General features: G+C 62.5%; 10 protein-coding genes. 9 read left to right on the top strand and 1 reads right to left on the bottom strand.

The genetic code is table 11. The features are described from left to right. Nucleotides 1-29: 29 nt before the first annotated feature. Complete coding sequence (locus tag Spa11_RS10370) at nucleotides 30-1,436, bottom strand: MFS transporter (protein WP_145111780.1); 1,407 nt, start codon at nucleotides 1,434-1,436, stop codon at nucleotides 30-32. A gap of 335 nt (nucleotides 1,437-1,771) precedes the next feature. On the opposite strand from Spa11_RS10370, the gene Spa11_RS10365 reads away from it, so the two are divergent. The 9 genes from Spa11_RS10365 to Spa11_RS10325 all read left to right on the top strand — a co-directional run bounded on the left by Spa11_RS10365 (nucleotide 1,772) and on the right by Spa11_RS10325 (nucleotide 15,226). Further along, nucleotides 1,772-2,947 carry a XylR family transcriptional regulator gene (locus Spa11_RS10365; protein WP_145111777.1) on the top strand — a complete coding sequence of 392 codons (1,176 nt, stop codon included), beginning with the start codon at nucleotides 1,772-1,774 and terminating at the stop codon, nucleotides 2,945-2,947. Nucleotides 2,948-3,208: 261 nt separating this feature from the next. Beyond that, nucleotides 3,209-4,087: an SDR family oxidoreductase gene (locus Spa11_RS10360; protein WP_145111773.1), complete on the top strand. Its 879-nt coding sequence runs from the start codon at nucleotides 3,209-3,211 to the stop codon at nucleotides 4,085-4,087. A 354-nt stretch (nucleotides 4,088-4,441) separates the two neighbouring features. Next, nucleotides 4,442-5,806, top strand: a complete 1,365-nt coding sequence (locus Spa11_RS10355) for a CmpA/NrtA family ABC transporter substrate-binding protein (protein WP_145111771.1) — start codon at nucleotides 4,442-4,444, stop codon at nucleotides 5,804-5,806. 100 nt (nucleotides 5,807-5,906) lie between these two features. After that, nucleotides 5,907-7,571: an ABC transporter permease gene (locus tag Spa11_RS10350; protein WP_145111768.1), complete on the top strand. Its 1,665-nt coding sequence runs from the start codon at nucleotides 5,907-5,909 to the stop codon at nucleotides 7,569-7,571. A 69-nt stretch (nucleotides 7,572-7,640) separates the two neighbouring features. Continuing rightward, nucleotides 7,641-8,498, top strand: coding sequence for an ABC transporter ATP-binding protein (locus Spa11_RS10345; RefSeq protein WP_145111765.1), 858 nt, complete (start codon nucleotides 7,641-7,643; stop codon nucleotides 8,496-8,498). Continuing rightward, nucleotides 8,498-9,472 (top strand): ABC transporter ATP-binding protein, encoded by a 975-nt coding sequence (locus Spa11_RS10340; RefSeq protein WP_145111762.1) that lies wholly within the window; start codon nucleotides 8,498-8,500, stop codon nucleotides 9,470-9,472. Before Spa11_RS10345 ends, Spa11_RS10340 begins: the two co-directional genes overlap by 1 nt. Next, on the top strand, nucleotides 9,469-11,145 hold the full coding sequence (locus Spa11_RS10335; RefSeq protein ID WP_145111759.1) for a DmsC/YnfH family molybdoenzyme membrane anchor subunit: 1,677 nt from the start codon (nucleotides 9,469-9,471) through the stop codon (nucleotides 11,143-11,145). The genes Spa11_RS10340 and Spa11_RS10335 overlap by 4 nt, the downstream gene beginning before the upstream one ends. Then, entirely contained in the window at nucleotides 11,142-13,376 is a 2,235-nt protein-coding gene (locus Spa11_RS10330; protein WP_145111756.1) for a molybdopterin oxidoreductase family protein, read from the top strand. The genes Spa11_RS10335 and Spa11_RS10330 overlap by 4 nt, the downstream gene beginning before the upstream one ends. Further along, nucleotides 13,373-15,226, top strand: coding sequence for a NirA family protein (locus Spa11_RS10325; RefSeq protein WP_145111753.1), 1,854 nt, complete (start codon nucleotides 13,373-13,375; stop codon nucleotides 15,224-15,226). The genes Spa11_RS10330 and Spa11_RS10325 overlap by 4 nt, the downstream gene beginning before the upstream one ends. Nucleotides 15,227-15,256 lie beyond the last annotated feature (30 nt).

The following is a 15,256-nucleotide window of genomic DNA, read 5'->3' as shown; positions in this document are numbered from 1 at the left end:
CTCGGTCGTGGCGGTGGCGTGTAACGAAGTCACTCGACTGCGTATCCTGCTCGCTTGGCTTGCAGATCAGCGCCCATCTGTAGCTCGTCTTTCCGGCTGATGCCGTAGAAGGTCAATGCGGCGACGGCTAACGCAAAGGCCAACCCTGGCCCGACGCTCATCATCATTCGTATCGCTGTCAGAGCGTTTACTGACTGCACCTCTGAGTTGGGGACATACCCACTCGATTCCAGCAAGTACCCGGCGATAGCGCCGCCGAGGCTTAAGCCGAGCTTAAGCGCAAAGACGGTCGCAGCGAAGGTCATGGCTGTCGCTCGGCGTCCGGTCTTCCACTCGGTATAGTCGGCGACATCCGCCATCATCGCCCAGAGTAGCGGAATGCTGACGCCGTAGACGAACTGCAACAGCGATTGCATCGCGATTATCGCCGTTAGGTTGTCGCCAGGCAGGGCGTAAAACGCCGCCGTGAGCAGTCCGGTCACTGCGATGGCGCCGGCAAAGGCGTTTCGCTTACCAAGCCGCATTGAAAGGGGTTTGGAGAACAAGATGCCTACCATACTCGCCAGCAAGCCAAGCCCATTGAACCATCCCATGGGCTTCAGCCTGAGCGGGCCAAATCCAATCGGGTCTTGCTGAGTCACGTAGTAGTCGAAGTAGTAAGGCGTGACGCTGCCACGGAGCGCCAAATAGATGAACACAAAGACCGTGGCGACGCCCAATGCCACCCAAGTCCGACTGCCTGCCAAATCCGCAAGGTCTTGGAGCAACGACTGCTGCTGAGTAGGGCATGGCTGCACGCGCTCTCTTGTCGTCACAAATGTGATGACGAAGAACAACACCGCGACTGACGCCCAGAGCACCATCGTCAATTGATAGCCCACAGCCCGATCCACCGTCCCACCCTTTTCACCTCCAAACCAATCGACGAGGTCGGGCGTAAACGTCTGCACCAAGAAAGCTGCGGTCATCGCCAGCAGGAATCGCCACGACACCAGCGACGTGCGCTCATCCGGGTCACCCGTTATTACTCCCGTTAGCGCCGCGTACGGGATGTTGTTCGCCGTGTAGGCGATCATCAGTAAGTTGTACGTCACCAGCGCCCAGACCACCTTCCAGGTCGGGCTGAAATCGGGTGTTGTGTAGGCGAGCACGAAGCAAACTGCAAATGGGATCGCCGTGATCAAGACCCAAGGGCGGTACTTGCCCCAGCGGGTCGACGTTCGATCCGCGATGGCGCCCATCAGCGGGTCGTTCACGGCGTCGAACAGCCTCGATATCAGGAAGATCGTTCCGGCAGTGGACGCGGCAATTCCGAAGACATCGGTGTAGAAACTCATCAAGAAGATGAGCTGTGTCTGGAACACAAAGTTCGCAGCGCAATCGCCGAGGCTGTAGCCGATCTTCTCGGTAACCGAGAGGCGTTGCGATTCGTCCATGAACGGATGCTCTGAGAGAAGAGAGGGCGGAGCGGCAGGGTCGCCAAACGGCTCGGCCTGGCGCCGCCGGCTGGGCCGATGCCTAACCGCTGCAACCGGGGAATCTATCAGACCGTCTGACGTCTCTCGCCCAGCAAACCCGCTGCCCGAACGCTGGTCAACGGATCGACGCAATCAAAATATTCATTTACGCTATTGCGACATTGCGGTTATGGCGTCGGCGTGCCGAGTCAGGGACGCTATTCACGCAGTGGCTTCGTATTCGCGACGCCGCCTTCCGCGAAAGCGTCCTCGCCTGGGCGCCCACACGCTCATCCAACGTCTATACGTCGCTGATGGCTCAAGAACCCAAGGCACGCGTCGCCCTGCTGGTGGAGACCGCCCGGGTGTTCGGGCGGGACCTCCTAAAAGGGATTGCCCGCTACTCCCGAGAACACGGCCCATGGAGCTTCCACATCAGCCCTGGTGACTATGAGCAAGTTGTTCCCAAGATGAAGCAATGGGGCGGTACGGGGATCATTGCTCGCATCCCCAACCAGCGCGTCGCTACGCAGATTCTTCAAGCTGGAGTACCGATCGTCGCCATTGGGCTCACCGACGAGCAACTCGCAGCTGATAGCCCGCTGCACTCGCTCTCTGAGATCAGCTCCGATCCAGTTGAGGTCTCTCGGCTTGCTGCAGATCACTTGCTCGACCGCCAGTTCCGTCACTTCGCGTACGTCGGCAGCAGCGACCGCGGCTGGTCTTCTCGGCGCGAGAGGGCGTTTCGCGATTACCTCGCCGAACAGGACATCGTTCCGCATATCTATCACTCGCCAGAAAAACGACGGGACCAAGTGTGGGAGCGTGAGCAGGATATCCTGGCGGACTGGATCCGAAAGCTACCTACGCCGATCGGCCTCTTCGCGTGCGACGATGACCGCGGCCGCGAAGTGCTCGAGGCTTGCGCGCAGGCAGGATTCAATGTGCCGGAGGACGTTGCGGTGGTTGGAGTCGATAACGACGAGGTGTTCTGCGACCTATCCGACCCACCATTGTCGAGCGTGTCGCTCAACATCGAGACCGCTGGTTATCGGGCGGCGGCTCTGCTCGACGGGCTGATGTCAGGGACGATCACCGAACCCGCCTCGATCAAGGTCGAGGCGCTCTGTGTCGTCACCCGAAGGTCTAGCGATATCGTCGCGGTCGAGGACGACGAGGTCTCGTCAGCCCTACAGATCATCCACCATGAGCAAGGACGGGGCGTTTCGGTCGAGTCGCTCGTCGATAAGTTGGCGGTTTCGCGACGCAGCCTTGAGAAGCGGTTCCGATCTGTACTCGGGCGGAGCATTCTCGATGAGATTCAGTCCGCCAAACTCGAGCATTCGAAACGGCTGTTGCTGGAGACGACTTACTCGGTGTCACGGGTCGCAAAGCTATCCGGCTTCGGTTCGGTTGGCTACTTCATTCAGTTCTTTCAGCGCCGGGTGGGGAAAACCCCTGGGAGGTTTCGCGACGACCTGACGCCATAGCCCGCCAATAGCGTCAAGCTCGGGACGGGCTCAACGATGCTTAAGGGGGGCTTGCGTGCTGAATTGGCCTACCGCATTTGCGTCATGGTTTTGCGTGATAGTAGCTCATGGCATTCTTCCGCCTCAGCGTGAAAGATAACTAGTGCTTATGGTGATCCGCGGTCTCTTAGCATGATAAGAGAACTCCTCTACGGCTGTTGCACAGATTTCGCCATCTGCTTCTCCCGCTAGGCAAACGCGTCGCTAGATTTCCAAGCTCTTATGGCCTCTGCACCCATCCCGACGTTTCTCAGTGGCAGCCTGAACTCCGACGGTTCACTTCTGCCTAGTGCAACGGGACTGTTCGACCTGCGTAATGAGGTGGTCGCCGTGATTGGCGGCACCGGCACGCTCGGAGGTCTGATGGCAGAGGCTCTGGCGGGGTATGGCGCGCGGGTCGTTGTTCTCGGCCGCAATGTCGAACGCGGCCGAGATCGAGCAGAACGAGTCAATCGCGCGGGCGGCATCGGCATGTTTCAGCCAATCGACGCGCTTGATGCCGGCTCTGTGCAGGAAGCGGTAGACACGATTCGCGAAGAGGTTGGTGAGACAACCGTCCTCATAAACGCGGCTGGGGGCAATCACCCCGACGCCACGCTCCGACCAGGAGGCAGTGTCTGCAAGATTCCGATGGAGGCTTGGAGGGAAGTCTTCGACTTGAACCTCGTCGGCGGGTCGCTACTTCCATCGCTCGTCTTCGGTGAGTCGATGCTTGCTGCGGGCCGTGGGAGCATCATCAATATTGCTTCGATGGCTGGGATGAACCCCGTCTCGCGGGTCGGCGCCTATTCCGCCGCAAAAGCGGCGGTTATCAACCTTACCAAGTACCTCGCGATCGAATGGGCGACGCGAGGCGTTCGCGTCAACGCGATTAGCCCGGGCTTCTTCCCGGCAGAGCAGAACAAAAAGCTTCTCTACCACGAGGATGGCTCGCTGACCGATCGCAGCGCGAAGATCCTCGGTCATACGCCGATGGCCCGGTTTGGTTCCGCCGAGGAACTTGCCGGCGCCGTCGTCTGGCTCGCAGCGCCCAGGGCATCCTCCTTCGTTACAGGGCAGAACATCGTCGTTGATGGCGGATTCTCGATCGCGTCCATCTAGCCGTCCGCGTAGGGTGACTGACCGGTTCTGGCGGACAGTAGATAGCTCCCATCGATCTCGACGCGACTTCTCTTTCCCGATTGACGCGTCTGCCAAGGGATTGAGCGGGGGCGCCGCAACTCTCGGCGCCCCCGAGTAACCGCTCAACGAGGCGGGTGGTCATTCTGGCGACCACCATCGAGCGTCTAGAGGTCACTGCGTGACCTCCTCAGGAACGTGGCGCTTCTCGCGGGAGTTTGGCCCGGCAGTTGCCAAGAGGGAGGCATAACGCTGTCCCCCCTCCGCCACCCTTCCCCGCCAGCCACCTCGCCTCCTTAGCGTAGGTAAGTGGCTCTCGCCAAACCCCGCCGAGCGATGCAGAAGCACGGGCCCTCGAAGTTCGCGATCGCCGCCGTCGTTGTGTTGGGCGCCCTCTCACCCAGCCTGGCTCAGATGACCGAGCCACTGGACGTTGAGAAGGACGCCCTGCGTCTAGGCTTTATCAAGCTCACCGACTGCGCGCCAATCGTCATCGCCAAAGAGAAGGGCTTCTTTGAGGACGAAGAGCTCCAGGTCGAAGTCATCGCCCAACCGAACTGGAAGACGCTGCTCGACAATGTCATCAGCGGCGAGCTCGACGGCGCCCACATGCTCAGCGGTCAACCGATCGCCGCGACCATCGGTTTTGGCGCCAAGGCTCACGTCGTTACCGCGTTCACAATGGACCTGAATGGCAACGCTATTACGGTTTCCAATTCGGTCTGGGAACAGATGCAGGAGAACGATGCGGAGTTGCTGAGGCCAACGCCCAAACACCCCATCACTGCGGACTCTCTGAAGCCGGTTGTGGAGACGATGCTCGATGAGGGGGAGAAGCTGCAGATGGCGATGGTCTTCCCTGTCAGCACGCACAACTACGAGTTGCGTTACTGGCTCGCCGCGGCGGGGATCCACCCGGGTATGTACACCAAGAGCGACACCGGCGGGCGCACCGACGCCGAGGTCGAGCTCTCTGTAACTCCGCCGCCGATGATGCCCGCCACACTCGAAGCGGGCAACATCCAGGGTTACTGCGTCGGTGAACCTTGGAATCAGCAAGCCGTCGCCAAGGGGATCGGCGTTCCGGTGACGACCAACTACGACATCTGGAAGAACAACCCCGAGAAGGTCTTTGGCGTCACCAAGGGCTGGGCCGACGAGAACCCGCAGACCCACATCGCGGTGGTGAAGGCGCTCATCAAGGCGGGCAAATGGCTCGACGAGACCGACGCCAGCGGCAGATTCGTCAATCGTGAAGAAGCGGCCCGCATCCTGTCGCGGCCCAACTTCGTCGGCGCCGACTACGACGTCATCAAGAACTCGATGACCGGTTACTTCTACTTCCAGAAGACCGACAAGCGTGAGATGCCCGAATTCAACGTCTTCTTCAAGGGATACGCGACCTACCCGTGGTACTCCGACGGCGTTTGGTTCCTCACGCAGATGCGTCGTTGGGGCCAAATCACCGAAGCGAAGCCCGCCGAATGGTACGTCCAGACGGTCCGCGACGTCTACAAGCCCGAAGTCTATCTCGAAGCGGCGCAGCTTCTTGTCGACGAAGGCTTCATCGACGAGTCGGAAGTCCCCTTCGATACGGACGGCTACAGGCCGCCGACGAACGAGTTCGTCGACGGCGTCACGTTCGACGGCAAAAGGCCGATTGAGTACCTCAACTCGCACACGATCGGTAACAAGGACTGACTTTCTGCAACCACCGATGCACACGACCGTGACGCTCCATCGATTTCATACGTGCCCCTCCGAGCAATCTGTGGTTGTTTCTTCTTGCAATGAGTAAAGCATGACGCTCTGGCTAGTCTTAATTGTCTTCGCGGGCTTGATTGCGGCCGCGGCGGTTGCTGGTAAGCACCGCACGGTTAAGGCGATCGATGTGGCGGGTCTCAACTTCCTGTCGCCGGTCGTGCGGCTGTGCTACGGCGAAGAGCCGCGGAAGCAGCTGCAAGACATCGGTCGCTACATCGTCGTGCCGCTCGTAGCCGTCGCGGCGTTCATCATCGCTTGGTTTGCGGTCGCTGAGAGGGTGCAAACGAAGTCGGGCAAGCTGCCAAACCCTACCGAGACCTGGCGGTCGGCTAGCGCCATCCTTGAGTTCCACCACCGCGAAAACGACAAGCAGCGGGCCTTCAATCTCGACGGCAAAGATCGCAAGACGGCGCTGACGCGCGTGGAGGCCCGACTCGCCGAGTTGGCGCCGCTCGAAGAGCAGGCCAACGACGCCGTCGCCGAGGCGAAAGCCAACGCCGCGGGACGGATCGGCAAGAAGGTTGCGGCGCTGCAAGAAGAGCACGACACACTGGCTAAAAAGTACAAGGCGGCGCAGCAACAGCGCGACGCCGAACTCGAAGCCGCCGCGGCCGCCGCTGTAACGGGCGATAAGGCGGAGAAGGACGCCTACGTCGCCATGCTCCGCGATCACCGAACCGCTACCAAGGCCGAGAAGTTCCGGCTTCGTGAATTGAAGTCGGCAATCACCACGCAGCAAGCGGAGCGGGACCCGGCTGTCGCCGCCGCGCTCGCCCACCAAACGATCATCGCCGAGGAACGGCTGTATCTCGTCAAGATGCAGGACCAACTCACCGGCGCCAACCGCCACACCAAGGTGGCGACGGAGAACGAGAAACTCGAAGCAGCCAAAGCGGCCCTCTACGCGGCCGACGTGGACGGGATCAAGCGGGCGGCGACGAATGTCGTTCGGACCGAGGACCGCATCGAGATGATCGAAGAGTCCGGCTACGCCAAGCCGGCGACGCTCCCTTATCAAGTCGCCCGCAGCGTGCTGTGCGTCTTCTTTGGCTTCGTAATCGGCTCGGCGCTCGCGATCCCACTCGGCGTGCTGTGCGGGCTCTCAAAGACCTTCATGGCGGCGATGACGCCCTTCATCGCAATCTTCAAACCGGTCTCACCGATTGTCTGGCTGCCTGTGGCGTTGATTGTCGTCAGCGGCTTCATGCCCGACCCCGACAAGCACTGGCTAACGCAGTGGATGTGGAGCCTGCCTTGGATCGGCGACTACAAGATCAACCCCGCGTTTATCGCCTCGGCGATCACGGTGGCCCTCTGCTCGTTGTGGGCGACCATGGTCAACACGGCCTTCGGAGTGGCGTCGGTTGACAAGGACCACCTCAACGTTGCCCGGGTGTTGCGGCTGGGGTTCTGGGACCGGCTGTTCAAGATTGTGTTGCCATCGTCACTGCCGCTGGTGTTCGCGGGGCTGCGGATCTCGCTGGGCGTCGGCTGGATGGTGCTGATCGCGGCCGAGCTGCTGAGCTCGAGCGAGGGCCTCGGCAAGTTCGTTTGGGACCAGTTCAACAACGGTGCGAGCGACTCCTTCGCCAAGATGATGGTCGTTGTGTTTGTCGTCGGCGCGATCGGTCTGCTACTCGATCGCATGATGGTGGTGTTTCAACGGCTAGTGAGCTTTGACGGCGCTCCGACAGCGATTTGACACACACGTAATTAGCCCCCCGGCCAATGACCGGGGGCTAAGTGAGACATACCAACCAAACCCACCTCTATGCCTTACCTCGAACTCGAAAACGTCTCTTTCGGTTACGGCCCGGCTTCCAACCGGTACGAGGTGCTAAAGGACGCTTCGCTTTCGGTGGAAGAGAACGAGTTTGTCGCGATCATCGGCTTCTCGGGGAGCGGCAAGAGCACGCTGATTTCGCTGCTTGCCGGATTGGAGAGGCCCGATGCGGGCAGCGTCCGCATGGCGGCCCGGCCAATTAAGGCGCCGGGTCCCGACAAGGGGATCATGTTCCAAAACTACTCGCTGCTCCCATGGCTCACCGTGCAAGGCAACATCGAGCTGGCGGTCAAGCAGGTCTTTCCCGACATGCCGCGCGGCGAGCGCCGCCGCTACTGCCAACACTACATCGACCTGGTGAGCCTGACGGGGTCGGATTGGAAGCTCCCCGGCGAACTCTCGGGCGGGATGCGTCAACGGCTTAGCTTGGCGCGGACCCTGGCGATGAAGCCCGAGGTGCTGCTGCTAGACGAGCCGCTCTCCGCGCTCGACGCGCTGACGCGTTCGGTCCTGCAGGACGAGATTATCCGTATCTGGGAAGAGGACCGCCGCACCGTCGTGATGATCACCAACGACGTTGACGAGGCGGTGATCATGGCGGACCGGATCGTGCCGTTGACGCCGGGGCCGGCGGCGTCGTTCGGCAAGGAGTTCGCTGTCTCGTTGCCACGCCCCCGCGATCGCGCAACGCTCAACTTCAACGAGGACTACAAGCACCTGCGCAATGAAGTCACGAAGTACCTGATCCAAGTCAACAGCGAGTCCAAAGAGCTCTCGCCCGTCGCCGACCTCCCGCTGCCAGACCTGCAACCGATCACGCCCGGCCCCCGAGTGGCGATTGCCTGATGCACAAAACGCTCACCCCCACCGACCGCCGGTACGTCGAGATCTTCAATCTCACGAAGGCGTACCCGAACCCCTACGGCGAGGCCGTGCGGGTCATCGACGGGTTCAACCTCGTCATGCCCAAGGGGGAGGTCGTCAGCATCATCGGCCATTCCGGGTGCGGCAAGAGCACCGTGCTGACGATGCTCGCCGGCCTCAACGAGACCTCGGGCGGCAGCATCGCCGTCGCAGGCCGCGAGATTTCCGGGCCGGGGCCCGATCGGGCCGTCGTCTTCCAGGCTCCGTGCTTGTTGCCGTGGATGACGTCGCTGCAGAACGTGCTGCTGGGCGTGGACCGCGTTTATCCCCACGGAACCAAGGCCGAGCGGCGGCAGATCGCCGAGTACTACCTGTCCGCGGTTGGACTTGCCGACTCGCTGCACAAGTTCCCCCGCGAGATGTCGGGCGGCATGCAGCAACGTGTCGGCATCGCCCGCGCGATCGCACTTAAGCCGCGGGTGCTGCTGCTCGACGAGCCCTTTGGTCGTCTCGACTCGCTAACGCGGATGGACCTGCAAGAGGTGATCCTGCGCGTGCTCGACCGGGAGCGCATCACGACGCTCCTGATTACCCACGACATCGATGAAGCGATCTTCATGTCCGACCGCGTCTGCATGATGACCAGCGGGCCCAAAGCCCGCGTCGGCAAACTCTTGGATATCCCGTTCGAGCGGCCTCGCGATCGGGCGACGGTACTGGAGCACTCCAGCTATTACGACTTGCGAGTCGAGCTCGTGGCGTTCCTCGAAGAGCAAGATCACCGCGGCGGCAAGTCGAAGCAGCCCCGTGACGACAACTGGGACGACACGATGCACCTCGTCGAAGCGATGAGCGCTACGCAGCACGACGTGCCGGCGCTTCAAGGCGAGGCCGTCGCGAGCCATTTGGACAGCGGTAGCCGTGAGCAGGGAGGACGCCGTCCCCAACGCGTATGACCACGTTAATCGCCAATCCCGCCGCCAATCCCTCGCTACGGCAGCCGCAAGAGCTGCTGGCCACGTTGCTCGACGAGTCGCGCGAGCTGACCGCCGTCGAGCGCTTCGCCAAGCTGCACGACGACGGCGCCGCCCCGGAGCAAGCGAAGTACTACCGCGACCTAATCCCCGCCGGCCTCCCCGAGGCTGGTCAGCAGTACGCGTTCGATGTCGATCTCGACGCTTGCAGCGGGTGCAAGGCGTGTGTCAGCGCTTGCCACCACCTCAACGGGCTTGAGCCTGATGAGACGTGGCGGAGCGTCGGGCTACTCATCGGGCAAACCTCCGCGACCAGCGGCGACCTGCCAATCCTCCAGCACGTCACAACGGCATGCCACCACTGCGTCGATCCGGGTTGCCTAGCGGGTTGCCCCACCAACGCGTACGAGAAAGACCCCGTCACGGGGATTGTCCGGCACCTCGACGATCAGTGCTTCGGCTGCCAGTACTGCACGATGGCGTGTCCTTACGAGGTCCCGCAGTACAGCCAGTCGAAAGGGATCGTCCGCAAGTGCGACATGTGCCACGGCCGGCTCGCCGCTGGCGAAGCGCCGGCTTGTGTGCAGGCGTGTCCCAATGGAGCGATCCGCATCGGCGTGGTCGATATCTCCGACGTCTTGACCGCCACCGAGCAAGGCGTGTTCCTGCCCGACACGCCGCCCTCGGAACTAACGCACCCTACGACGACCTATCGCAGCCAGCGGGGCCTGCCCGCGGGTACGGCCGGCGCCGACGGTGGTTTCGCTGAACCTCAGCACGCTCACGCACCGCTCGTAGCGATGCTGGTGCTGACTCAGATGTCGGTTGGCGTGGTTGCTGCGAGTGCGATCGCCCGCTGGCTCGGATCCGGTGCGTGGTGCGAGGCGGGGATCATCGTGGGGATGATCGTCGGTCAGTTGGGACTCGCCGTCGCGCCGCTCCACTTGGGGCGTCCGCACCTAGCCTTCCGCGCGGTGCTTGGCTGGCGGCACTCATGGCTCAGCCGCGAGGCGATCCTGTTCGGCGTTTACGCGGCGTTCTCGGTGGCGGCGGCGGCCTTCGCCATAATGCCGCACCTCGAAGGCTGGCTGCCAACCTTTGCGACCTCCGCGATCTCGAATTCCCTGCCCGCTGCGCTGCGGTCGCCCCTCGAAGCGTTGGCGCTGCTCAGCGGAGCCGTCGCGGTCTATTGCTCGGCGAAGATCTATATCTTCACCGGTCGCGTCTTCTGGGAGTGGCGCCGGACGCTTCCCCTGTTCGGTGGAACTTCGGTGGTGCTCGGCCTCGCCGCGACGGCATCTGTCGCAGCAATTGCAGGCTTCCCGTCGCCTGCGTTGACGTGGTTCGCCCTTCTTGTCGCGGCAGCTAAGCTGCTTTATGAGGCGTCTCTATTTCGTCACGTTCATGATGCCGATGGCGATCTCCGTCTGACAGCGAAACTTCAACTCGGGCAGCTCCGCCCGGTAACAACCACGCGAATGATTCTCGGCGCCGCGGGCGTAATGAGCTTGCTGGTAGCCGGTCTCGACGTGGCGCCAGCCACTTTCGCAACCTTGGGCTTCGTCTCACTGTTAGCCGCTGAGTTTGCCGAACGTTGGCTGTACTTCAGCACGGTCATCCCGCTGAGGATGCCAGGGGGGACGCCGACGCGATGAACTCGATTGCCAACAAGGCCGCGACGCTAATCGAAACCTTACAGAGCATCGTCCATCAAAAGGGCGGTGCGCTCACGAGCGACCTGCTCCGCGAGCCGGGCCGCTTTGGTCTGGGTCAGACGCCGTCTCGGCTGCTGCCCGACGCCACGACCGACATGGTGTGTGGCTATTGCTCGACCGGTTGCAGCTTGCGCATCCACCTCAAAGACGGCGAGGCGGTCAACCTCACGCCGACAACGGACTACCCGGTCAATCTCGGGATGGCGTGCCCCAAGGGCTGGGAGGCGCTGTCGGTGCTCGACGCCGAAGACCGCGCGACCACACCGCTCTTGCGCAACAACCATGGCGACCTTGTGCCGGTCTCGTGGGACGAGGCCATGCGGACGCTGTGCGTGCGGTTCAAAGAGATTGGCGCCGAGCACGGCCCCGAGTCGGTCGCCTTCCTCAGCACGGGGCAGCTGGTCACCGAAGAGATGGCGCTATTGGGCGCCCTCGCCAAGTTCGGGATGGGCATGATCCACGGTGACGGCAACACCCGCCAGTGCATGGCCACCGCCGCCACCGCCTACAAGCAGTCCTTCGGCTTCGACGCCCCACCGTTCACCTACCAAGACTTTGAAGAATCGGACGTGATCGTCCTGGTGGGATCGAACCTGTGCGTCGCCCATCCCATCATGTGGGAGCGTGTCTGCCGCAATCCTCACAACCCGCAGGTCGTCGTGATCGACCCGCGGCGGACCGAGACGGCGATGCAAGCGACGCTGCACCTGCCGATCAAGCCCAAGAGTGACCTTACCTTCTTCTATGCCCTTGCTCACGTCTTGGTGCGAGAAGGCTGGATCGATCGCGCGTTCATTGACGCCTCGACAACGGGCTTTGAATCGTTCGCCGATTTTGTCAGGGATTACCCGCCGCAGCGTGCCGCCGAGGCCACCGGCATCGCGGTCGAATTGATCGAAACCCTCGCCAGAATGTTTCATGAGGGCAAGCGGGTCTCGTTCTGGTGGACGATGGGCGTCAACCAAAGCTATGAGGGGACACGTATCGCCCAGAGCTTGATCAACCTGGCGCTGATGACCGGCAACATCGGCCGCCCCGGGACCGGCGCCAACAGCATCACGGGCCAGTGCAATGCGATGGGCTCGCGGCTATTCAGCAACACGACGGGACTCTTCGCCGGTCGCGACTTCAAAAACGCCGAGGATCGCCGCGAAGTCGCGGACATCCTTGACCTCCCCATTGAGAACATTCCGACCGTCGACAGCCTGCCTTACCACCAAATTATCGAGGGCATCCGCAGCGGCGCCATCCGGGGCCTGTGGGTGCTCTGCACGAATACGGCGCATTCCTGGATCCACCAGGAGGACGCGCGCGAACTGTTATCGAAGCTTGACTTCCTCGTCGTGCAAGACATGTACGCGACGACGGAGACCGCGCAGCAAGCCGACCTCGTGCTGCCAGCCGCGGGATGGGGTGAGAAAGAAGGCACCTTTATCAACAGCGAACGCCGCATCGGTGTCGTGAAGAAGGTCCGACGCCCGCCGGGGGAGGCGCTCCCCGACTTCGCGATCTTCCGCCTCGTGGCAGAGTACTGGGGGTGCGGCGAGAGGTTCCGGCGCTGGACCTCACCCGAGGCGGCGTTCGGCATCTTGCAAGAGCTCTCGCAGGGTCGACCGTGCGATCTCTCCGGCATGGGGGGCTACGCCGCCATCGACCACGCCGGCGGCGCGCAGTGGCCGTGCGTCGAGCCGGTCGCCGAGGTCGCGCAACAGCGTCGGCTGTTCGAGGATGGCCGGTTCTACCACGAAGATGAATGGGCCCGATTCATCTGGGAGGATAGCCGCCCGATGCCCGAGGCGCCCGACGACTCCTATCCGTACCTCTTGCTGACCGGCCGCGGCGCCGCATCGCAGTGGCATACCCAAACGCGCACCAGCAAGTCCCCGGTCTTACGGAAGCTGTCCCCGCAGAACATCTACATCGAGATGCACCCCGACGACGCACGCGCAGCGGGCGTCGCGCAGCATAGCAAGGTTGCGGTCAGCTCACGCCGCGGGCGGCTCGAAGCGACGGCGTTTCTCACGCCGACGGTCCAGCCCGGCCAGGTCTTCATCCCGATGCACTACGAAGCGACCAACCGACTGACGCTGGCGCACTTCGACCCTTACTCTCACCAACCCAGCTACAAGGCCTGCGCCGTCAAAATCGAGGCGCTGGAGGCGAAGCGATGAGCGAAGCGAACGGAAAATCGACGGGCGGCTTCACGGCGGAGCAGCAGAACTACCTGCAAGGGTTTGCGCTCGGCGCCGATGTGGCCCGGAAGGTGCGGGGCTTGCCGATCTTGTCGGGAACCGGCGGAGCGATGGACGACACGGTCGTCGTCGGCGCTCTACAACCCGCGACCAGCCTGCTTGCCAACGACCCAACGGCGATCCATCGCGCCGCCCAAGACGAGCAAGTCGCCGTCGGCGGCAAGCTCGTCGCCGAGGAAGTCGCGAAGCGCGACAAGAACCCCCGCGACATGTGGGACGAGATGCGTGGCCGCGCCGCGGCGGGCGAGTTTCCGAAAGGAACCGACGTCTTCCTCACCAAGTACCACGGGTTGTTCTATGTCGCGCCCGCTCAAGACTCCTACATGTGCCGCCTGAGGTTCCCCGGCGGCGCGATCCGCTCTTGGCAACTCCGCGGCTTAGCCGACCTCGCGGACCGCACGGCCGGCGGCTTCGCCGACTGCACGACCCGGGCCAATCTCCAACTGCGCGAGATCCCTGCGACTGAGTCGATCAACCTCCTGACGGGCCTCCAGGACCTAGCGATCATCAACTACGGCGCGGGCGCCGACAACATCCGCAACGTCACCGCGAGCCCGCTGAGTGGCGTCGATCCGACAGAGTTGATCGATACGCTCTCGCTCGCCAAAGAGATGCATTACTACCTCATCAATCACCGTGAGCTGTACGGCCTCCCGCGCAAGTTCAACATCGCGTTCGATGGCGGCGGATCGATCGCGGCGCTAGAGGACACCAACGACATTGGCTTCACCGCCGTCCGCCTCAAGGCCGAGGCGGCGACGGACTCGCTCCGCCAAGGCATCTACTTCCAGTTCACGCTCGGCGGCATCACCGGGCACAAGGACTTCGCGAGGCCGACGGGTGTCCTCCTCAAGCCGGAAGAGTGCGTCGAAGTCGCGGCGGCGGTCGTACAGGTATTCATTCGGCATGGCGACCGCACCAATCGCAACAAGGCGAGGCTCAAGTATCTGCTCGATCGCTGGGGGTTCGAGAAATTCGTCGGCGAAGTCGAGAAGGAAGTCGGCCGAGAACTGACCAAGGCGCCGCTCGACGCGGTTGAGCCCCGCCCTTCCGACAACCGCCAGACGCATGTCGGAATCCATCCGCAGAAGCAGCCCGGCTTTAACTATGTCGGTGTCGTGCTGCCGGTTGGTCGCATGACAAGCGATCAGATGCGTGGCCTAGCGCAGCTATCGGAACGCTACGGCGACGGCGACCTGCGATTGACCGTTTGGCAGAACCTGCTGATCGCCAACATCCCCGACGAATCCGTCGAAGCCGCAAAGGGAGCCATCGAGACGCTTGGCCTCGACTGGCGAGCCACCAGCGTTCGCGCGGGGCTGATTGCTTGCACGGGCTCGGCGGGCTGCAAGTACGCCGGCGCGCCGACGAAGTCCAATGCGATGACGATCGCCGACTATGTCGAGGAACGATTGGACATGGATGTGCCGGTAAACATCCACCTCACCGGTTGCCACCACTCTTGCGCGCAGCACTACATCGGCGACATCGGCCTGATCGCGGCGAATGTGGAAGACCCAGATGACCCCGACGAAACGGTCGAGGGTTACCACCTCTTCGTCGGCGGCGGTTATGGAGAGCGTCAGGGAATCGGCCGAGAGCTCTTCACCGGCCTTCCCTTCCGCGACGTGCCGGCGCGCGTGGCGGGGCTCTTGCAAGCGTATCTCGACAACCGTGTGTCGCCCGCAGAAGCGTTCGTCGATTTCACGCGTCGCGTCGAGATTGACGGCCTTAGGGAGATGTGCCAGGGCACGCTGGTGAGCGCCTGACCGACCTCGATGAGGGAGCGTAAGGCACGT

Origin of the sequence: Botrimarina mediterranea, from assembly GCF_007753265.1 — a bacterium.
GTDB lineage: Bacteria > Planctomycetota > Planctomycetia > Pirellulales > Lacipirellulaceae > Botrimarina > Botrimarina mediterranea.
Note: the sequence above shows the minus strand (reverse complement) of the source record. Positions and strands in the feature narration are given on the sequence as shown.